The organism is Streptomyces sp. NPDC004031, assembly GCF_053604375.1.
Genome location: NZ_JBSGHL010000076.1, coordinates 1 through 19,105 on the forward strand (window position 1 = coordinate 1; position 19,105 = coordinate 19,105).

The 19,105-nt window shown below is 70.1% G+C and carries 21 protein-coding genes and 2 pseudogenes; 12 read left to right on the forward strand and 11 right to left on the reverse strand.

The window, feature by feature from the left end; translation table 11 throughout:
- Window positions 1–108 precede the first annotated feature (108 nt).
- Together ACWERV_RS32830 and ACWERV_RS32835 are read right to left on the reverse strand one after the other, a co-directional pair.
- Window positions 109–471, reverse strand: coding sequence for a DoxX family protein (locus tag ACWERV_RS32830; RefSeq protein ID WP_398192089.1), 363 nt, complete (start codon window positions 469–471; stop codon window positions 109–111).
- The gene (locus tag ACWERV_RS32835; protein ID WP_452940147.1) at window positions 468–1,091 is read right to left on the reverse strand and encodes a TetR/AcrR family transcriptional regulator; all 624 of its coding nucleotides are present in this window, start codon (window positions 1,089–1,091) and stop codon (window positions 468–470) included. The genes ACWERV_RS32830 and ACWERV_RS32835 overlap by 4 nt, the downstream gene beginning before the upstream one ends.
- A 209-nt stretch (window positions 1,092–1,300) precedes the next feature.
- On the opposite strand from ACWERV_RS32835, the gene ACWERV_RS32840 reads away from it, so the two are divergent.
- The 5 genes from ACWERV_RS32840 to ACWERV_RS32860 all read left to right on the forward strand — a co-directional run bounded on the left by ACWERV_RS32840 (window position 1,301) and on the right by ACWERV_RS32860 (window position 5,202).
- A complete protein-coding gene (locus ACWERV_RS32840) occupies window positions 1,301–2,320 on the forward strand; it encodes a LacI family DNA-binding transcriptional regulator (protein ID WP_452940149.1) in 1,020 nt (339 codons plus the stop codon).
- A complete protein-coding gene (locus ACWERV_RS32845) occupies window positions 2,317–3,582 on the forward strand; it encodes an MFS transporter (protein WP_452940151.1) in 1,266 nt (421 codons plus the stop codon). The genes ACWERV_RS32840 and ACWERV_RS32845 overlap by 4 nt, the downstream gene beginning before the upstream one ends.
- A 54-nt stretch (window positions 3,583–3,636) precedes the next feature.
- A complete protein-coding gene (locus tag ACWERV_RS32850; protein WP_452940153.1) occupies window positions 3,637–4,134 on the forward strand; it encodes a helix-turn-helix domain-containing protein in 498 nt (165 codons plus the stop codon).
- Window positions 4,131–4,712, forward strand: coding sequence for a hypothetical protein (locus ACWERV_RS32855; RefSeq protein WP_452940155.1), 582 nt, complete (start codon window positions 4,131–4,133; stop codon window positions 4,710–4,712). The genes ACWERV_RS32850 and ACWERV_RS32855 overlap by 4 nt, the downstream gene beginning before the upstream one ends.
- A gap of 115 nt (window positions 4,713–4,827) precedes the next feature.
- Window positions 4,828–5,202 carry a DUF2516 family protein gene (locus tag ACWERV_RS32860; RefSeq protein ID WP_398192100.1) on the forward strand — a complete coding sequence of 125 codons (375 nt, stop codon included), beginning with the start codon at window positions 4,828–4,830 and terminating at the stop codon, window positions 5,200–5,202.
- A 95-nt stretch (window positions 5,203–5,297) separates the two neighbouring features.
- Here ACWERV_RS32860 and ACWERV_RS32865 read toward each other — a convergent pair whose 3' ends face one another.
- Together ACWERV_RS32865 and ACWERV_RS32870 are read right to left on the reverse strand one after the other, a co-directional pair.
- Window positions 5,298–6,686, reverse strand: coding sequence for a PP2C family protein-serine/threonine phosphatase (locus tag ACWERV_RS32865; RefSeq protein ID WP_452940157.1), 1,389 nt, complete (start codon window positions 6,684–6,686; stop codon window positions 5,298–5,300).
- A 544-nt stretch (window positions 6,687–7,230) separates the two neighbouring features.
- Window positions 7,231–7,956 carry a class I SAM-dependent methyltransferase gene (locus ACWERV_RS32870; RefSeq protein WP_452940198.1) on the reverse strand — a complete coding sequence of 242 codons (726 nt, stop codon included), beginning with the start codon at window positions 7,954–7,956 and terminating at the stop codon, window positions 7,231–7,233.
- Between the two features lie 333 nt (window positions 7,957–8,289).
- Here ACWERV_RS32870 and mshA point away from each other — a divergent pair, with 333 nt between their 5' ends.
- Both mshA and ACWERV_RS32880 read left to right on the forward strand, forming a co-directional pair.
- Window positions 8,290–9,654, forward strand: coding sequence for a D-inositol-3-phosphate glycosyltransferase (mshA, locus tag ACWERV_RS32875; RefSeq protein ID WP_452940159.1), 1,365 nt, complete (start codon window positions 8,290–8,292; stop codon window positions 9,652–9,654).
- The gene (locus ACWERV_RS32880; protein WP_398192110.1) at window positions 9,647–10,198 is read left to right on the forward strand and encodes a type III secretion system chaperone family protein; all 552 of its coding nucleotides are present in this window, start codon (window positions 9,647–9,649) and stop codon (window positions 10,196–10,198) included. The genes mshA and ACWERV_RS32880 overlap by 8 nt, the downstream gene beginning before the upstream one ends.
- A gap of 46 nt (window positions 10,199–10,244) precedes the next feature.
- On the opposite strand, the gene ACWERV_RS32885 is transcribed toward ACWERV_RS32880, so the two are convergent.
- The gene (locus ACWERV_RS32885) at window positions 10,245–11,564 is read right to left on the reverse strand and encodes an MDR family MFS transporter (RefSeq protein WP_452940162.1); all 1,320 of its coding nucleotides are present in this window, start codon (window positions 11,562–11,564) and stop codon (window positions 10,245–10,247) included.
- A 59-nt stretch (window positions 11,565–11,623) separates the two neighbouring features.
- On the opposite strand from ACWERV_RS32885, the gene ACWERV_RS32890 reads away from it, so the two are divergent.
- On the forward strand, window positions 11,624–12,382 hold the full coding sequence (locus ACWERV_RS32890; RefSeq protein WP_398192114.1) for a phosphoglyceromutase: 759 nt from the start codon (window positions 11,624–11,626) through the stop codon (window positions 12,380–12,382).
- A gap of 83 nt (window positions 12,383–12,465) precedes the next feature.
- Here ACWERV_RS32890 and ACWERV_RS32895 read toward each other — a convergent pair whose 3' ends face one another.
- From ACWERV_RS32895 to ACWERV_RS32910, 4 genes and pseudogenes are all read right to left on the reverse strand, one after another.
- Complete coding sequence (locus ACWERV_RS32895; RefSeq protein ID WP_452940164.1) at window positions 12,466–12,648, reverse strand: hypothetical protein; 183 nt, start codon at window positions 12,646–12,648, stop codon at window positions 12,466–12,468.
- 428 nt (window positions 12,649–13,076) lie between these two features.
- A pseudogene (locus ACWERV_RS32900) lies at window positions 13,077–13,616 on the reverse strand (replication initiator); the annotation flags it as partial.
- 99 nt (window positions 13,617–13,715) lie between these two features.
- A pseudogene (locus ACWERV_RS32905) lies at window positions 13,716–14,069 on the reverse strand (SCO3933 family regulatory protein).
- A 98-nt stretch (window positions 14,070–14,167) separates the two neighbouring features.
- Complete coding sequence (locus ACWERV_RS32910) at window positions 14,168–14,956, reverse strand: GntR family transcriptional regulator (RefSeq protein WP_452940166.1); 789 nt, start codon at window positions 14,954–14,956, stop codon at window positions 14,168–14,170.
- A gap of 106 nt (window positions 14,957–15,062) precedes the next feature.
- Here ACWERV_RS32910 and ACWERV_RS32915 point away from each other — a divergent pair, with 106 nt between their 5' ends.
- Genes ACWERV_RS32915 through ACWERV_RS32930 form a run of 4 tightly spaced genes read left to right on the forward strand, consistent with a single transcriptional unit; the run spans window position 15,063 to window position 16,739 of the window.
- Window positions 15,063–15,470, forward strand: a complete 408-nt coding sequence (locus tag ACWERV_RS32915; RefSeq protein WP_452940200.1) for an NUDIX hydrolase — start codon at window positions 15,063–15,065, stop codon at window positions 15,468–15,470.
- 46 nt (window positions 15,471–15,516) lie between these two features.
- The gene (locus tag ACWERV_RS32920) at window positions 15,517–15,945 is read left to right on the forward strand and encodes an ATP-binding protein (protein ID WP_452940201.1); all 429 of its coding nucleotides are present in this window, start codon (window positions 15,517–15,519) and stop codon (window positions 15,943–15,945) included.
- Window positions 15,942–16,211 carry a hypothetical protein gene (locus ACWERV_RS32925; protein ID WP_452940168.1) on the forward strand — a complete coding sequence of 90 codons (270 nt, stop codon included), beginning with the start codon at window positions 15,942–15,944 and terminating at the stop codon, window positions 16,209–16,211. Before ACWERV_RS32920 ends, ACWERV_RS32925 begins: the two co-directional genes overlap by 4 nt.
- 3 nt (window positions 16,212–16,214) lie before the next feature.
- Window positions 16,215–16,739 (forward strand): DUF6907 domain-containing protein, encoded by a 525-nt coding sequence (locus ACWERV_RS32930; RefSeq protein ID WP_452940170.1) that lies wholly within the window; start codon window positions 16,215–16,217, stop codon window positions 16,737–16,739.
- Window positions 16,740–17,076: 337 nt separating this feature from the next.
- On the opposite strand, the gene ACWERV_RS32935 is transcribed toward ACWERV_RS32930, so the two are convergent.
- The gene (locus ACWERV_RS32935; RefSeq protein WP_452940172.1) at window positions 17,077–18,087 is read right to left on the reverse strand and encodes a DUF262 domain-containing protein; all 1,011 of its coding nucleotides are present in this window, start codon (window positions 18,085–18,087) and stop codon (window positions 17,077–17,079) included.
- On the reverse strand, window positions 18,088–18,675 hold the full coding sequence (locus ACWERV_RS32940; protein WP_452940174.1) for a hypothetical protein: 588 nt from the start codon (window positions 18,673–18,675) through the stop codon (window positions 18,088–18,090).
- Window positions 18,676–19,105 lie beyond the last annotated feature (430 nt).

The window sequence follows — 19,105 nt, forward strand, 5'->3', positions numbered from 1 at the left end:
TCCGCCTTGCAGCTGGGGGTACCTCCCAGGCGAAGCTCTGGGGGAGCGCCGGACCCCGCTCCTTCCTCCACGGAGATCCACACGACAGGCCCTAGGGCCTGTCGTTGCTCAGAAGCGGCCCGCCGCCACGAAGACGCAGGCGAGCAGGATGACCAGGTTGATGCCGAAGACCCGCGAGTATTCGCGCAGGCTCCAGTGCGCGGCCCCGGCCCCGACCATGACCGCGACCAGGCCGACCGCGGCGAGCGGGGTCAGGACCGGGGCGACGCCGGTCAGCCGCGGGGCGACCAGCCCGATGCCGGCCAGCAGTTCGAGCAGTGCGACCACCCGGATCGCGGGGAGCGGGAAGGGGGCGACGCCCGTCTGGCCCGTCGCGATCATCCGCTCCTTCGACTGTGTCGACTTCATGGTTCCCGAGGCCAGGAAGACGGCGGCGAGCAGACCCTGCGTGATCCACAGTGCGGTGTTCATCGTGACCCTCCGTCAGGTGTGTTGACGATCAACTGCTCGGCGAGATCGACGAAGGCCGCGACCCAGCGGTCCTCGTCCAGGCCGCTGGGGTGCGCGCCGAAGACGTCCCGCAGCAGCCAGAAGTGCGAGACGGAGCCGACGAGGACGACGGCGAGCGCGTCCCAGTCCCGCGCCCCGGCGCCCTCGGCGTCCCCGGGCCCGGCCTGCATGCGCAGCCACTGCGCGACCGCCGCGTGGATGCGGCGCATCTCGCCCTCGCGGACCTCGTCCAGCAGCGCGGGGAAGGCGGCCAGGTCCCGCACGATCATCCGGTTGAGGTCCCGCTCCTGCTCCAGCCGCCGCAGCCCGGCCCGCGCCAGCCCCGCGAGCCGCTCCCGCAGCGGCAGCGCCGCCATGGCCCCCGGGTTCCCGATCATCGCCAGCAGCCCGGCATTCTCCGCGACCTTCGCGCGCACCCCCTCGGCCAGCAACTCCTCCTTCGACCGGAAGTGCCGGTAGAGCGAGCCGGACCCGGGCGACAGGCCCGCGGCCTTCTCGATCTCCGCGACCGTCGTCCTCGCGTACCCCTGCTCCCCGAAGAGCCGCATGGCCTCGGCCACAACCCGCGATCGGGTGTCCACCGCGCCCCCCTCTGCAAGTAAGTGCTTACTTGCAAGCCAAGCCTAGCCGACACCCCGCCTCCCGACCACCCCCGCCGCTTTCCCGCACGCGCTCCGGCCGGGCCGGCCCGCCGTGAAGCCGGTGCCGGACGCCAGGAACATGAGAGCGCTCTCGGGTCTAAGCTCCGTGCACGCGGCGGCGGGTGACCACCGTGGAGAGTGCAGGCGCGATGAGCAGAGCCACGCCCACGATCGAGGACGTCGCGCGGAGAGCAGGGGTGTCGCGCGCGACGGCTTCCCGCGTGATCAACAACGCCCCGGGTGCGTCGGGCCCGCTGCGCGCACGTGTCCGGGCGGCGGTGGCCGAGCTGGGCTACCGGCCGAACGAGGCCGCCAGGGCGCTGGCCTCCGGCCGGCCGCGCGTCGTGGACGTCGTCGCGGTGACGTACGGGCCCGGCAGCGGACCGATCGGAGCCCATCCGTACTTCAGCCGTGTCCTGGCCGGGATGATGCCGGTCGTGGAGGAGGCCCGCGCGCAGCTCAGGCTGCACGCGGTCGGCCTCGGGACGGCCGCTGACGCCATCGACGAACTCGCCGCCAACGCCACGGTGGGAGCCGTCCTCGCCGACATCACCCCCGAGCTCGCCGACCGCTTCCACCGCCGGTGCCGCCGGGCGGTGTCGATGGTGCCGACCTCACCGTCGGTCCCCGCGATGCAGGCCGACAACATCGGCGGGGCCTACGCGGCGGTCCGGGAGCTTCACCGGCTCGGCCGGCGGCGTATCGCGGCCATCCACGGTCCCGCCTTCAACCCCTGCGCCATCGACCGGCGTACCGGCTACCGACGCGCTGTCCAGGACCTCGGACTCCCCGAAGCGGGCGCCTACGGCGACTTCCACCGTGACGGCGGCCACCAGGCGGCCGGGCAGCTCCTGCGGGACGACCCCGGCATCGACGCGATGTTCGTCGCCTGCGACCTGATGGCCGCCGGCGCCGTACAGGCCGTCACGGCCACCGGCCGCCGGATCCCCGACGACGTGAGCATCATCGGCTTCGACGACAGCATCGCCGCGGTCTGCTCCAACCCGCCGCTGACCACGATGCGCCTGCCGGTCGAGGACATGGCCGCGGCGGCCACCCGTCTGCTCCTCCAGGGCGCCCCCGCCACCGGTCACCGTCAGCGGTTCCCGGTCGGACTCGTCACGCGCGCCACCACCGCGGAACCCGTCCCCGGAAGGCGCCGTCGATGACCCTGCCCGATCACGCCGAGGGCACGGGCCCGGCGCTCGGCGAGACTACGGCGCCCCCGTCCGCCGTACGCGTGACGCTCACCTCGCCGCTGTACCGCGGCGCCACCCTCGCGGTGTTCCTCGGCGCCGTCGGGTTCTCGGCGGCCGCACCGCAGATCGCGTCGTTCCTGGTGGACGACCTCGGCGCTTCCCTGCGCGCGGCCGGCCTGTTCTACCTCACCAACCTGACCGCACCCGTGGCCGGCTACCTCGTGGGACGCAGGTCCGACCGCACCGGGCGCCGGCTGGGCCTGTTCCGGTGGTGCGCGGTGCTGGGCTTCGCCGGCTGGATCGGCATCGCCTGCTCGACGCACCTGTGGATGCCGTACGTCATCAGCGCCGTCGTCGGGGCGTTCGGCGGCGCCGCGACCTCCCAGCTGTTCGCCGCGATACACGACCAGCTCACGGCGGAGGCCCACCCCAACAGCGACGGCGTGGTCTCCGTCGTGCGGATGGCCCTGACCGGCGGCTGGGTCGTCGGCCCCGTCTCCGGTTCCTTCCTCGCCGCGCAGACGTCGCTGCGCACCATGCTGGTCGTCACGGCCTTCTGCACGCTCGCGCAGATCGCCCCGCTGGGAACCCTGCGCCTCGCGCCCGGCCCCGGCGGCTCCTCGCAGACACCTGACCAGCGGCCGGGCGCCCCCACCGGGCGGGCGATGCTGCCCCTGTTCACGTTCACCGGACTGTACGTCCTGGTGTATCTGGGCGAGCCCGTCAAATACGCCTACCTGCCGATCTACATGACCGACCGCCTGGACCTTCCCGCCGGGCTCAGCGGGGCGGTCATCGCCGTCCAGCCGCTGGTCGAGATCGTCCTGATGCCGCTGGCCGTTTTCGTCGCCCGCCGGATCGGCATGACGCGCCTCATGACGATCGGCGCCTGCTGCGGAATCGCGGCGAACATCTGCTTCGCCACCACCGGAACCGCCGCCGGACTGTTCGCCGGACAGATCCTCATGGGAGCGGTGTGGGGCGTGTTCGCGGCCCTCGGCATCATCGTCGCGCAGCGGCTCCTCCCGACAGCCGTCGCGACGGCCTCGGCCGTGTTCATCAGCTCCACCGCCCTGGCCTCCGCGCTGGGCGGTGCCGCCGGAGGACTCGGCGCCGCGTCCATGGGCCTTCCGCACGTCTTCCTCATACCCGCCGCCGCGGCCCTCGCCGCCGCCCTCGGCCTCGCCGCGATGACCAGGACCGAGCAGGCGGCCGTCAGGACGACGGGTTAGCTCCGCGCTAGCGGGTGCTTGCAAAAGTTAGCGCGAGGGTGCACTCTCGTACGTATGGCGTCACTGAGAGTCGGCAACGTCGGCGAGTATCTGCGGGAGCAGCGGCGCAGCGCGCAGCTGAGTCTGCGGCAACTGGCGGAGGCGGCCGGTGTGTCGAATCCGTATCTGAGCCAGATCGAGCGCGGGCTGCGGAAGCCTAGTGCGGAGATCCTGCAGCAGCTCGCGAAGGCGCTGCGGATCTCCGCGGAGACGCTGTACGTACAGGCCGGGATGCTCGACGCGCGGGAGCGGGACGAGCTGGAGGTGCCGGCGGCGATCCTGACGGATCCGGCGATCAACGAGCGGCAGAAGCAGGTGCTGATCCAGATCTACGAGTCCTTCCGGAAGGAGAACGCCGCCGCGGGGGAGTCGAAGGCGGCGGCACCGGCGGAAGGGCCGGACGGATCGGACGGACCGGACGGGCCTGACGGGCCGGACGAAGGCGTGGAAGAGCGAGGAGTGGCGGGTGGCCCCGGGCCGTCCGCCGCCGTACGGGAGGAAGACGGGAAATGACCATCACCGACGACATCGTGAAGAGCCTGCGCAACCCGACCCCGCTGTACGCGGTCGCCGGGACCGCGGACCTCGCCGCAGAGAAGCTGCGCGAGGTGCCGGCGCTCTTCGAGCGGCTGCGGGAGCAGGCACCCGGGCACATCGAGAAGATCCGCGGCACCGACCCGAAGACCGTGCAGGAGCGGGTCGCCGCGGGTGCCAAGGACGCGCAGACCCGGCTGTCGGAGACCTACCGCGACCTGGACCTGAAGTCCTTCCGCGAGATGCCGGACTTCAAGAAGCTCGGCGAGTCCGTGCAGGACCTCGCCCTCCAGGGCGTCGGCCGTGCGACCGGCTACGCGGTCAGGGCGCGCGAGACGTACGACGAGCTGGCCGAGCGCGGCAAGGGTGCCGTCGCCCAGTGGCGCGGCGAGGACGGGCAGAAGGACGGCGACGGCGCGGACGTGCGGCAGATCGCCGACGCCACGCCGAAGAAGGCCACTCCCGCCCCGGCCACCCCTGCTCCGGCCGCGCCCGCCGCCCGCAAGCCCGCGGCGAAGAAGGCCCCGGCGGCCAAGAAGGCGCAGAGCAAGGACTGACGTCATCGGGCCGGGCACGCATCGCGCGCCCGGCCCGTTGTACGCGTACGGCCGGTACCGTGGAGTGGCCGACGGCGACCGACGGCGACCGACGGACAAGGGATGGGTGGACAGCGTGCTGATCACAGGATTCTTCGGGGTGGTCGCCCTGATCTCGTGGGCGCTCCTGATCTTCGCCGTGTTCGCGTTCGTCGACGCCGCGACCTACCGCGAGGACGCCTATCGCGCCGCGAGCAAGAACAACAAGGGCTTCTGGCTCATCATCCTGGGCCTGGCCGGCCTGGTGATGAAGTTCTTCTCGATCATCTCGTTCCTGCCGATCATCGGCCTCATCGCGGTGATCGTGTACATGGTCGATGTCCGGCCCGCCCTGCGCCAGGTCAGCGGACGCGGCCAGGGCCGCAGGCGGGGGATGCCGCGCCGCGGCGGAAGCAGCAGCCGCGGCAGCAGCAGCGACGGGCCCTACGGCCCGTACAACGGCCGCCGCTGAGCCGTTGAGCCTGTGAGCCGCTGAACCTGTGAGCCGCTGAACCGGGATCCGGCCGCGCGGGACGGCGACCACGCCGGGTCCGCCGCCCCCGCCCGTCAGTGCGTCACGCAGCGCTCCAGCAGCACCACGGCCACGTCGTCCGTCAGCTCGCCGCCGTTGAGTTCGCGTACCTCCGTCACGGCCGCGTCCAGCAGCGCGTCGCCGTGCAGGCCCGCCGCGAGCAGCCGGGAGACGAGGCGCAGCATGCCGTCCTGCTCCAGGCGCTGGGTGCCGTTCCCGACGCGGCCCTCGATGAGGCCGTCCGTGTAGAGCATGAGCCGCCACTCGCCGTCGAGCGCGACGGACACCCGCTGCCAGTCGGCCAGCTCGTCGGGGAGCAGGCCGAGCGCGGGGCCGCCGTCCTCGTACGGGAGCAGCCGCGGGGCGCCGCCGGTGCAGGACAGCAGCGGGGCGGGGTGGCCGGCGAGGTAGAGGTCGGCGGTGCGGCCGTCGGCGGCGATGTCGAGCGTGCACAGCGTCGCGAAGATCTCGTCGTCGGACCGCTCGTGCACCAGCACCTGCTGGAGCGTGCGCAGCAGCGTCTCGCCGCCGAGTCCGGCGAAGGTGAGCGCGCGCCAGGCGATCCGCAGTTCGACACCGAGGGCGGCCGCATCGGGGCCGTGGCCGCAGACGTCGCCGATCATGGCGTGCACGACGCCGTCGTTCGTGCGGACGGTGTCGTAGAAGTCCCCGCCGAGCAGCGCGCGGCTGCGGCCGGGCCGGTAGTGGGAGGCGAAGCGGAGTCCGGCGCCCTGCAGCAGCGGGGTGGGGAGCAGGCCGCGTTCGAGGCGGCGGTTCTCCTGGGCGCGCAGCCGGGTCTCGGTGAGCTTGCGCAGCGCGAGGTCGGCGCGTTTGCGCTCGACCGCGTAGCGGACCGCGCGGGTCACGCCCGCGGCATCGACGTCGCCGCGCGGGAGCTGGTCCTGGGCCCCGATGCGTACGGCTTCGGCGGCGGTGCCGTCGTCGGTGTCGTCGGTGAGGACGAGGACGGCGGTGCCGGGCGCGACGCGCAGCACGTGCCGGACGCCCTCCAGGACGTCGGGCAGGTCCAGCAGGATGCAGTGGACGTCGTCCGTGAGCAGCCTTCGCGCGGCGGTGAGGTTGCCCGCGCGCAGGACGCGGATGCGGGGGCCGCCGCCGTCCTGGAAGTAGGGGGCGGTGAAGGCGCCCGCCGGGTCGTCACCGACGACCAGCAGGTTGAAGGTGACGGGGGCTTCGGCGGTGTCCTTGCGCTGCCGCGGCAGGCTGACGGACGCCGGCGCGGAGGCGGAGGCGGGGGCCGACGCGGAGGCTGATGCGGGGGAGGCCGAGGGGGCGGCGGGCGTCACGTGTTCGGGGGCCACGGGGGCGGCTTCCGGAGCGGCGGCGGCCGACACGGGAGCGGGTCGTCCGGGCCCGTGTCCGGTGGCCGTGGGCCGTTCGGTGCCGCGCTTGGCAGCGGACATCAAGCGACTCCTTTCCGGTCCCCTGAACGATCGACGGTGTTTCCTTTGCCTTGCTTTGCCATCCCCGGCCCCAGGAACCCTAGTGGCTGGAGCAGACGTCACGGGAGGGGCAGTTGTAAACCGTCACCGTCATATGCGGTGGCCAGGGCGGGATTTCGCCATCGATGTGGGGATCCGCACATGACGTATGTCACGCGGTTCCACTGCAACCATGCCCCGTATCCGGCCCACTCGCGGAACCGTTCCCGGGTGAATGGCGGGGGAATACGGGAATGTGCGCGCCCCGCGCAATTGGCGGTGAAATCAACCCGCACGGGCTATTTGTACGGGCGGTGCGCCACCCCGGGGGAGTCGCGCGCCGGGTGCACGCCTGTGTACGCCCGCGTACGCCGCTGTCCGAGTTCTGCCCCTCCCCGCGCCCGTCCATGCGCACCCGCCCCTGTGTGCCACGTCGCACCCGCGGCCGTACGGCCCTGCGCTCTCCCGGCCACCGCGCGCGTCGCCTCAGCGCGGGGCCAGTGCCTCCCACGCCACCGTGACCGCCTCAGCGCGGGGCCAGCGCCTCCCATGCCACCGTGACCTCGCCCTGCCGCCAGCGCGCCGGGCCGTCCGTCACCGGCCAGCCGTCCGCCCGCAGGGCCCGTACCGCCGCGATCCAGCGCTGCCGCGCCCCCAGCGCCGACAGCGGCGCCGCCGCGGCCCACGCCCGGTCGAAGCCGGTCAGGAACGCGTGCACGCCCTCGCCCGGCACATTGCGGTGGATCAACGCCTTCGGCAGGCGTTCGGCCAGGTCGGACGGCCGCTCCAGCGAGCCCAGCCGGGTGGCGAAGGTCACCGTCCGCGGTCCCTCGGGCCCGAGCGCGACCCATACGTGCCGCCGCCCGATCTCGTCGCACGTGCCCTCGACCAGCAGGCCGCCCGGCGCGAGCCGCCGCGTGAGCCGGGCCCACACCGCGGGCACCTCGTCCTCTCCGTACTGCCGCAGCACGTTCGCCGCGCGGATGAGCACCGGCCGCCGCCCGTCCGGCAGCGGCACCTCGAAGCCGCCGCGTACGAAGCCCAGCCCCTCGCGGGCGTACGGGAGCGCGGCGGCGACCCGCGCCGGGTCGATCTCGACGCCGACCACCTCCGCGTCCGGCCGTACCCGGCGCAGCCGCCCGAGCAGTTCGACGGCGGTCCAGGGCGCGGCCCCGTAGCCGAGGTCGACGGCGAGCGGGTCGGCGGCGCGGCGCAGTTGGGGGCCGTGCGCGGCGGCGATCCAGCGGTCCATGCGGCGCAGCCGGTTGGGGTTGGTGGTGCCGCGGGTCACGACGCCGACCGCGGCACCGGCACCGGTGCCCGCACCGGCACCCCCGCCTGCACCCGCACCGCGCGCCGCCCGCGCCCGTCCCGTACCGCCCATGCCCGCGAGCGTAACCGCCCCCCGGTGGGGTAGGTGCGCGTCCACGGGGCCCGGCCGGCCGGCGCGGACGGCTCGGGGTGAGGGCAGGCGCCGCACCGTCAAGCGGTTTCATCACGCTTCGGCAAAGGTGGAAATGGAATCCCGGCTTCCGGTGTTGGGCACGGTTGAACGCGGGGGTACGGCTGCCGGAAGGATGGAAGGGTGACGACCCAGTACACGTCCCGGTTCGGCGGGCTGCGCAGCGCGGCCGGTGCGGCCGCCGCGGCGTACCGCCCGCACCGCAGGGGAGGCCGGCGGGTTCGCAGGATCGCCATGCTCAGCGTCCACACCTCGCCGCTGCACCAGCCCGGCACGGGCGACGCGGGCGGCATGAACGTGTACATCGTCGAACTGGCCAGACGGCTGGCCGAGCGGGACATCGAGGTCGAGATCTTCACCCGCTCCACCACCGGCGCCCGCCGTCCGCACGTCGAGCTCGCGCCCGGCGTCCTGGTGCGGCACATCGACGCGGGTCCCTACGAGGGCCTGGCCAAGGAGGAACTGCCCGCGCAGCTGTGCGCCTTCACGCACGGCCTAATGCGCGCGTGGGCCGGGCAGCTCCCCGGCCACTACGACCTCGTCCACTCCCACTACTGGCTGTCCGGCCACGTCGGCTGGCTCGCCGCCGAACGCTGGGGCGTACCGCTCGTGCACGCCATGCACACCATGGCCAAGGTCAAGAACGCCGCCCTCGCCGAGCACGACACGCCCGAACCCGTGGCGCGGGTCATCGGCGAGACCCAGGTCGTCGCGGCCGCCGACCGGCTCATCGCCAACACCGACGAGGAGGCCGACGAGCTGGTACGCCACTACGCCGCCCCGCCCGGCAAGGTCGCCGTCGTCCACCCCGGCGTCAACCTCGACCGCTTCCGCCCCGACCCCGGGGGCCGGGCCGCCGCCCGCGCCCGCCTCGGCCTGCCGCAGGACGCGCTCATACCCCTGTTCGCCGGCCGCATCCAGCCCCTCAAGGCGCCCGACGTGCTGGTCCGCGCGGTCGCGGTGCTGCTCGCCGAACGCCCGGGGCTGCGCGACCGGCTGCTCGTACCGATCGTCGGCGGCCCCAGCGGCACGGGCCTGGCCAAGCCGGAGGCGCTGCACAAGCTCGCCGCCCGGCTCGGCGTCTCCGACGTCGTCCGCTTCCAGCCGCCCGTGCCGCAGGAGCAGCTCGCCGACTGGTACCGCGCGGCCACCGTGCTCGTCATGCCCTCGCACAGCGAGTCCTTCGGCCTCGTCGCGATCGAGGCGCAGGCGTGCGGCACGCCGGTCGTCGCCGCCGCGGTGGGCGGCCTGCCGGTCGCCGTCGCCGACGGGCGCACCGGCTTCCTCGTCCCGGGCCACGACCCGCACGACTACGCCCGCGCACTCGCCCGCTTCGTCGACCACCCACCGCTCGCCGACACCCTCGGCGCCGCGGCCGCCCGGCACGCCCGCGCCTTCGGCTGGGAGGCCTCCGCGGAGGACACGGCCGAGGTGTACGCGGCAGCGCAGTGGGAGCACCGCCGTCGCCTACGATCGCCCCATGGCTGAGCCTGAGCAGACCGGCGCCGCCGACGGCGCGAGGGGTACGGACGACGGGCCCGCCGCGCAGGCCGCGCGGCGGGTGGTCGAGCAGGTGCTGCGCGAGTCGGAGCTGCCGTGGGAGTCGCCGCGCCCCGGCACGTACGTCACGCAGCTGCCCGGCACCCGCAAGCTGTCCACCACCTGCCAGCTCATCGTCGGGCGGCACACCCTGTCGCTCAACGCCTTCGTGGTGCGCCGCCCGGACGAGAACCACGAGGCCTTCCACCGCTGGCTGCTGGAGCGCAACCTCAAGCTGTACGGCGTCGCGTACGCCGTCGACCAGCTCGGCGACGTCTACCTCACCGGCCGCTTCCCGCTCGCCGCCGTCACACCCGACGAGATCGACCGGCTGCTCGGCGCGGTCGTCGAGAACGCGGACGGCTCGTTCAACACGCTGCTGGAGCTGGGCTTCGCGACGGCGATCCGCAAGGAGTACGCGTGGCGGGTCTCGCGCGGCGAGTCGACCCGCAACCTGGAGGCGTTCAGCCGGCTGACGGGCGAGGACGCGTAGCGCCGCGTACCGGCGGCCCGTGCAGGCGGGCCGTACGGGGGCGGGCCTACGCGGGCGCGTCCGCGGTCTCCACGGCGACGTCGTCCGTGCCCGCCGCCACCACCCGTTCCGTCCCGGCCACCGCCGTCGCCGTACCCGGCTTGAGCAGCACCCAGTAGCCGACCGACGCGACCGTACCGACGACCGCGCAGCCCAGCCACACCGTCGCCCGCCCGGCGTATTCGAGGGTGAAGCCGCCGACGAGCGGTCCGACGAAGGCGGCGGCGGCCCAGGCCAGCGTGGAGACGCCCTGGTAGCGGCCGCGGGCGTGCTGCGGGGCGAGGTCGGCGACCGCCGACATGGAGGCGGGCGCGTGGATGATCTCGCCGAGCGTCCAGATCACCACGGTCAGGGAGTAGAGCGCGACGGTCGTCGCGAAGACGGTGAGCCCGATGCCCCAGGAGAGCACGAAGCAGCCCGTGGCCAGCAGCATCGCGTTGCTGCGGGTGCGCAGCGCGCGCGTGACGGGGATCTGGAGCACCACGATGACCACGCCGTTGATGCTCGCGACGAGCCCGAACTGCTGCGAGCTGAGCCCGTGCTGCCCCATGTCGACGGCGAGCGTGGAGCTGGCCTGCTGCATCACCGCGGCGAAGACGAAGATCAGCCCGGTGAGGATCATGAAGCGCCGGTCGCGCAGCACGTCCAGCAGCGTCGTACGGCCGCCCTCGGCTTCCTGCGCCGTGCCCTTCGCCGCCTCCGGCCTGGTCTCCGACACCTTCGCGTAGACCACGACCGCGCACAGCACGGTGGTGAGCGCGTCGCCGAGGAAGAGCCACAGATAGCCCTCGGCGGCGATGAAACCGGCCGCGGCCGCCGAGACGCCGAAGCCGATGTTGATCGCCCAGTAGTTGAGGGAGTACGCCCGCACCCGGTCGGCCGCCGGGACCAGGTCGGAGATCATCGCGGACAGCGCGGGCCGGGAGGCGTTGCCGGTCAGGCCCACGAGCAGGGCGACGGCGGCGATGGCGACGGCCCCGTTCACGAAGCCCAGCACCGCGGTCGTCACGGCGGTCGCGAGCTGCGCGGCCAGCAGCGTCACGCGCCGCCCGAGCCGGTCGGCCAGCACCCCGCCGACCACCGCCCCCACCGCGCCGCCGAGCCCGAAGAGCGCGGCGACCAGACCGGCGTACGCGGCGGAGTAGCCGCGGTCCACGGTGAGGTAGAGCGCGAGGAAGGTCACGACGAAGCCGCCGAGCCGGTTGACCAGCGTGCTCGTCCACAACCACCAGAACTGCCCCGGCAGGCCGCCCGCCGTTTCTCGTACCGCTCGGCTGATGGCCGCCACGGGTCTCTCCCAGGTCTCTTGTAAGAGGCGCAATCGCATTGCGGATCTTACAGAGCCCGGTCGCGAGGGGCGACGGGATTTCTCTTAGACTCGATGCCATGGCTGCTGCTGCGTACAAGCTGATCCTCCTCCGCCACGGCGAGAGCGAATGGAACGCGAAGAACCTGTTCACCGGCTGGGTGGACGTCAACCTCAACGACAAGGGCGAGAAGGAGGCCGTCCGCGGCGGCGAGCTGCTCAAGGACGCCGGCCTGCTGCCCGACGTGGTGCACACCTCGCTCCAGAAGCGCGCCATCCGCACCGCCCAGCTCGCCCTCGAAGCCGCCGACCGCCACTGGATCCCGGTCCGGCGCAGCTGGCGCCTCAACGAGCGCCACTACGGCGCCCTCCAGGGCAAGGACAAGGCCCAGACCCTCGCGGAGTTCGGCGAGGAGCAGTTCATGCTGTGGCGCCGCTCCTACGACACCCCGCCGCCCCCCCTGGAGGACGGCACCGAGTTCTCCCAGAGCGACGACCCGCGCTACGCCACCATCCCCCCGGAGCTGCGCCCCCGCACGGAGTGCCTCAAGGACGTCGTCCACCGGATGCTCCCCTACTGGTACGACGCGATCGTCCCCGACCTCCTGACCGGCCGCACCGTCCTCGTCGCCGCCCACGGCAACTCCCTGCGCGCCCTGGTCAAGCACCTCGACGGCATCTCCGACGCGGACATCGCCTCCCTCAACATCCCCACGGGCATCCCCCTGTCCTACGACCTCGACGCCGACTTCCACCCGGTGACCCCGGGCGGCCGCTACCTCGACCCGGACGCCGCCGCTGCGGCGATCGAGGCGGTCAAGAACCAGGGCAAGAAGTAGTCTCCGACGGTTCCCATGCCCCCTGCCTGCGGGTTCTCCCGCGGGAAGGGGGCATGACTGCGTTCTGGGCCGTGGGTGGGCCGTCAGGCGTGCTTGGGCCCTCGCCAACGACGGATCCGCACATCAAACAGCGTCAGTGCGCCCACTGTCAGGGTTGCCATCAGCGGAGCGCCTGCCCAGTACCCCAGGGCCACTTCGCTGAGGCTGATGCGCCCAAAGGGAGCCGAGCGCACGCTGACATCGATACTCCAGCGGATCTGTGCCACGATAGACACCTCACTTGTGATAGACGCTAGCCATGCAGGTGAGCAAAGGCCGCCCCGTCCAACCGGGGCGGCCTTCCTGCTTTATTGGACCCTAGCTCCCTGACTCGGCGTCATGCAAATTGCTTCCTTATCTGCTTGCATGATGCTACGTGCTACCCGGCTGGACCTCGTTCCATTGCCACGGGGCCGATGTGACGGTTATGGCGTCATGGCGCCATGACGCCATGAAATTTCTACGCGGCAACGCCCCCACGTTCCCGCCCGGCCTCCCGCCCGGCTGCCCGGCCAGGCGGGTGGCCGGGCGCGCCGCGAAATCATGTGCCGTGATTTCGCGGCGTAGGTGATTCGAAAATTCACGGATGGTGAACTCGAATCTGTCTGTCGCGAAATCATGTGCCGTGATTTCGCGGAGTGGGTGATTCGAAAATTCACGGATGGTGAACTCGAACCATTGTGGAGAAGTGGCCGCGGAAGCCGAGCATGTGGGCCCAGGCGCGCAGCCTGAGATGCTCCAGGTCTTTGCGGGCGCCGAGGGCCCAGGCGGTGCAGATCATGCGCCGGGCGTGGTCGGAGAGCTGGAGGTACGCGAGTTCGGCGAGGAAGCGGATCGGTTGGGTCGAGGGTGCCGGTGGCTGTCTCGGCGCCTTTGGTGGCGTACTTGGCGATGAACGCGGCAACGGCCCGGTCGGTGAGGGCCGACGAGCCGCGGAAGTCGTTGCTGCGGATGGTGCGAACGTCGAGTTGACGGCCGAAGGCGAAGGTGTGGGTGCGGCCGTCGATCACGGGCCCGGTGACGCAGGCGGTGGCGGCGGCGTGGATGGCGTCGGGGAGCAGGACGGCGGTGGCCCAGGCGGGCGGCGGGGTGGTCCGCCTTCCGGCCCGTCGAGGCGGACGACGGCGTGGAAGTGGACGGCGCCGCGCCGCTGGTACTCGGCGACCTCGGCGAAGGAGACGCGGGCGTGGCAGCGTACGCGGCCGGTCGCTCGGCCCGGAGGTAGGCAGCGCCACCGCCCACAGCGGTGACATCGCCGCCCACCTCAGCAACGTCATCAGGTCCGGCATCGGGCTCAGGCGGCCCGCACCTGCGCGGGGAAGGCGGCCGGGGTCACGGCGGCGGCGCGGAAGGCGATCCCGTGCCGCTGCTGCCCGTTGAACATCCTCTCTCACGGCCTCGCCACCAGGCCCGGCAGCGCGACCGGCGCCCCCAGGGCCAGGCCCTCACCCACCCCGCTCTGCGGAACGGTCACCTTCACGAGCGAGGACTCACCGTCCTCGATGTACACGACCCCGAGCGTCATCAACGGCTCACCGCTGACGATGTCGGTGGCGACCTCGCCGGTCTGCCGGTCCTTGATCTTCGTCTCGGGCGCCTCGGTCAGCAGGATCGTGGCCGCCGAGGTCTCCACACGGATGGAACGCAACGCTTTCTCCTTCAGTGACAGCTAGTCGTCTATATGAGACTGCTCATGAAGGCGTACGAGTCCGCGAGAGCGCACGCATCACGACCCGTCCGCGCAGGTCAGGTGGCCGGGAGCTGATATGCGAGAACGTACGCATCCGCCGCCATCACCGTGTCGCAGACCTCGACGGCGCGTCCCTCGGTGTCGAAGGCGGTGCGGACGAGGTGGATGACGGGCACGCCGGTGGCCAGGTGCAGGGTCTTGACCTCGCCGGGCGCAGGCATGCGGGCCCGGATCTCTTCCTCGAAGTGGTCGAGCCGGTGGCCGAGGTCTTCAAGGCGGGCGTAGATGCCGCCGGGGCCGGGGTTGGGCTCGGCGATTGGGGTCCCCCGAGCGAGGTCCAGCGGCAGGTACGAGGTGGCGAATTCCACCGGGCGCCCGTCGAGCAGGTAGCGGCGGCGCCGGACCAGTACTTTCCGGGGGCCGCCCAGCCGAGCCGCGACGTCCTGGCTGGGCCGCTCCTCCTTGATCTCCAGGCTGTCGACGGTGGGGTGGCTGCCCGCGGCGTCGGCCTCGACGATGAAGGCTGACTTGCCCTGCTCGCGGTGTCGGCGCGCGAACCGGTCGGAGGCCAGGCGGCGCACGGGCGGCCGGGGCCGTACGAAGACGCCCTTGCCGTGCTCGGAGACGACCAGGCCCTCGCCCTGGAGGACGGAGAGCGAGTTGCGGACGGTCATCCGTGAGACGCCGTAGTGGTCGACGAGCTCCGTCTCGCTGGGCAGCTTGTCGCCCTCGGCGAAGCGGCCCTTGTCGATGGCCTCGCGCAACTGGTCGGCGATCTGGCGGAACACTGCGCGGTCGCTGGTCGGGTCCAGCGCCCCGAGTACGCCGGAAAAGGAACCAGGCATGATTACTCCTTTGGATATCTAGACGAGTGGCCGACCCTTGTTGCTACGGTGGGCAGCCTAGCCAGTCGAAGGGATCACGTACGTGCCGATCGAGCGCCCGCACTCGGTGAGCGTCGCCGGAGTCATCGTCGACGACGCCGGCCGGGCCCTGCTGATCCGCCGCCGGGACAACGGCCACTGGGAGCCGCCCGGCGGTGTGCTCGAAGCCGGGGAGACCATCCCCGACGCCCTCCAGCGCGAAGTGCTGGAGGAGACCGGAATCAAGATCGCTCTCCCGGCGACCCTGACCGGCGTCTACAAGAACATGTCCGGCCTGATCGTCTCGCTCGTGTTCCGCTGCGAGGCGATCGACGGCCACCCCTCCACCGGGGCCGAGACCAGCGCCCTGCGCTGGGCAACCCGCGACGAGGTCTCCGAACTCGCCGACGAGGCGTACGCGATCCGCGTCCTGGACGCCCTCGACGCGGCATCCCCGCCAGCCGTCCGCGCCCACGACGGCGTCAAACTCGTCTAGCTCGCAACACCCGTCCATGGCCGCCCACCAGCAGAAAGCAACTTGTATGCACGAGTATATGAGTAGTCCGCGAGTCTGGGGGCTGAGTTGCCCAGGTTCACCCGAAGAAGTAGGCCGCGCCCGCCGCTGGACCCGCGATGTCCTGCGCGAATCCCCGTACGCGGACGACGCGGCGCTGATCGTCACGGAGCTGAGCACGAACGCCGTGCTCCACACGCACACCGACGCTGCCGCCGACCAGTCGCCCGGAACCTTCTACGTCAGCCTGTCCGTCTCCGAGGCCCTGGTGTCCATCTCGGTGACCGACTCCGGAGCCACGAAGACCGCCCCGACCGTCGAGCACCCGGACGCCGACGAGACCCACGGCCGCGGCCTGGCGATGGTCACTGCCCTCGCCCACCACGTCGAAACCCACGGCGACCAGCACGGCCACACCGTGACCGCCCACCTCACCACCGCGAAAGACGCCTCATGACCCCACCCACCCCGGCGACCGGCGAACCACCCAGCACCCACAGCCTGTGGACGGTCGCCCGCATCTGCCGAGCCCTGAACCACACCGTCCTGGAACGCCGCTTCCTGACAGACCTCACCCACGCCCCCGAGCCCGAAGTGATGTCCGTCTTCACGGCCTGGCGCAAGGTCGCCGCAACGATCGAGCAGCACGCCCCCAGCGAGGCACGCCTTGAGGACTTGGCTTTACCCGCACCTTTTCAGCCCCCGACGGCAGAGGGGCGGTAGCCCATGACCACCACAACGGTGCAGCCCCGCAGCACCCAGCCGACGACCAGCGAGTCCACGGACGCAACGGCGCCTCACGGGGAAATCCCTCCGCGCACCCAGACGTGGACGATCACCACGACAACCGGCTGCACGGCGGCAAGCTACCTGCTCCCTTGGGCCGAAGCCGACCCCAGCACCACCGACATCCCGCCCGACCATCTCGCCACCGAGCTTGCGGACCTCACCCACCACCAGCCCTTCCCCGGCCAGCGCATCACCGTCGCCCTCACCGACGACCAGCCAGCCCCGGAAACCGTCATCCTCAGCGGAAGCATCGACTGCGCCCCCTACAGCGAAGACCCCACCTCACGCGAGCCCGTCGCCAACCTCCGACTGGTCGACGACTACTGGCTCACCAACCTCGACCCCAACCAGCTCGCCACCATCGCAACCCAACTCCACACCCAAGCCGACCACCTCGACCACCACGTCCGCCCGGCTCTCATCACAGCCCACAAGGACTGGACGGCCCACCACAACGCCTAACCAGGCTCGTTGCCAAGGGCCTCGACGCCATGAAGCACCAGGCGGCCGGGGCCCTTTCGCATGCTCACCGGCGCCACCAGGGCCAGAGTGAGTAACAACCTTCTCTACGAGTTCAAGACGGCTTGCTCCGCTCACCGCACGCCGCCCGGCCCCGGCCAGGCCTGGGCTCCAGTCTTCGCCCCGCTCCAGCCCGAGCGGCGCCCGCGCCGTGCACACAGCAATCAGCCGCCTGATACCAGCGAAGGGGGTACATCGCGGCTGGGGCGGTCCACTCCGTGACTTTAGCCACCTCCCCACTTCACCGACCTCTCGTGCTAGCATTCCCATCTTCCTGCCCCTAAGTGAGAATCCTGTTACGCAGCGCCAAGCCGCGATTAATTCTGCTGATCCGGTCGTTAATCCCCGACCTGACTCGTCGGTAATATTCGGCAGCGTCGGCCGATGGATCAGCGACGCGAGTCACGTTTTCCACCTCCTGGTAGAACGCTTCCACCTTGCGGGATACGTCTGCGGGATCAAGGCTGATCGACTCGGTGACCATGATCTGATACAACTCAACCAGCAGAGTCAGCAAGTCTGCCTTCTGCCAGGCGCGAGACCTCTCAGGGAAGTCACAGTTTTCGACGAAGGACAGGACGAGATCGAGACCGGAGGCCAATTCCTGTTCGTGATCGAACTCGTCATTGAAGCGTTCCAGGAATTCTTCGTGGCTATCATCTCGATTGAAGTAGCCAGCAATGCATGAAATCACCAAGGTGAGCGCGAACCGAATATCATTCATTCGGCGACCATCCAAAGATGAGAAGACCGTGTGCTCGGTGAAGAACTCCCTAGCGGCGATACCCTCTGCGAACTTTTTCAGGGCGCCGTCGAACCGAGAGTTGTTGACTTCCATAGCGTTAAGCGAGTAGTTCGTGGAGTTGATCCGGTGGAAGATCTCCCGCGTTTCATCCTCTGTGAGTGGACCCAAATCGCGTACGACCACTTCATACTCTAGGAACTCAACCTTCTGGTCGTTTTCCAACTCCTTATAGGGTGGCACTCCCCCTTGGTTCAGTCTAATGTTCGGCGAGTCAATGAAGTACTCGTAAAGGGTGGTGATCCTCTGCTGTCCGTCTACGATCAGTTCGGTGCCATCTCCCGTATCGGGATCTACCTCACCTGCCGAGAGGAAAATTTCAGGAAATGGCAAACCGTCCAGCACCGTGCGCAAGAATGCAATTTTGTGCGCATTCGACCAAACGAGGCGCCTCTGGAAGTGCGGATTCGGGACCAGCGTTTCATCCCTAATGCCCGTCAGTAGCAATCGAAGGCGCTTATTCGTGGCCGACGTCTGCATCTTCTTCATTCAATCCCTCGCAGAATCCCGACATGCCGCCACTGAGTTCATTTGGTACTTGGTAAGGAAAGACATGTCATGGTAGATCGCGGCAGCTATCTTGTACGGTCCGTAGCGTCGACTGCGCTGCAAGGACCGAAAGAAGTTCCACCAAGTGTCAGTGAAGTCAAAGCTAGCACTACGAGGTAGCTTATCTGGTCTGATCCATCCCCAGGCGAGGTACCTCTCAAAGTTTTGCTTTTCCTTCCAATAGGCACCTGACTCCATGTATTCGTGCGTTTCGTGCCACACCTTTTCATATAGGTCATGGCTGACGATCGCCACATCAATGTCAGACCTGTCACCGAAGAGTCGATAGCGTTTCGGCGGGGAGATGCTGAATCCCAGTTTCGCCGACCCGACAATAAATATATCCTGATGGACCTTCAGTGAAAACTCGCTGGCAATTTCCTCTTTCAGGTTATAGCGGTCATCGTCATTTATGGCGAAGCAACTGCCATGCAAAATGTGCGCGTCAACCATTCGCCTGTCGCTGACTTCTGAAGAAAGCACATCTTTAAACTTAGCGAGGCGCTGACTCGCCTCCTCGTCCCCCACGGCCATCCCCCTACTAGGCGTTAGTGCGCCTTCGTTCCCCGCATACGTTACCGCTGAGCGGCGTGCCCGTCTTGCCTGACGGTGATAAGGCTGGCCGCAGTGAGAATCATCTGCGGCTTTGGATATGATAAGCCCCGGATTGTCGGGTTAGTCGATCTGGTCGACCGGGGCTATCGACCCCGCGCCACCCACATTGCTCTCCTTCTCATTCAGCGCCATGGAGTCGCGAGGCTAACTGCGTAACAACGCCCACGAACACGCGAACGTCTACGGACCGTCAGCGCAGGTGGAAGTGCGGCAGCCCAAGGAAGTCACTCAAACCAAGATGCTTCGGGGCGAAGGGGGCGTCGCCCAAGGTCTCACCGCCGCGTTTCTGCTGGCACAAATGCTCTGTTCGACGGCATTGGCGGCGTGGCTGAGGACGGTGGGG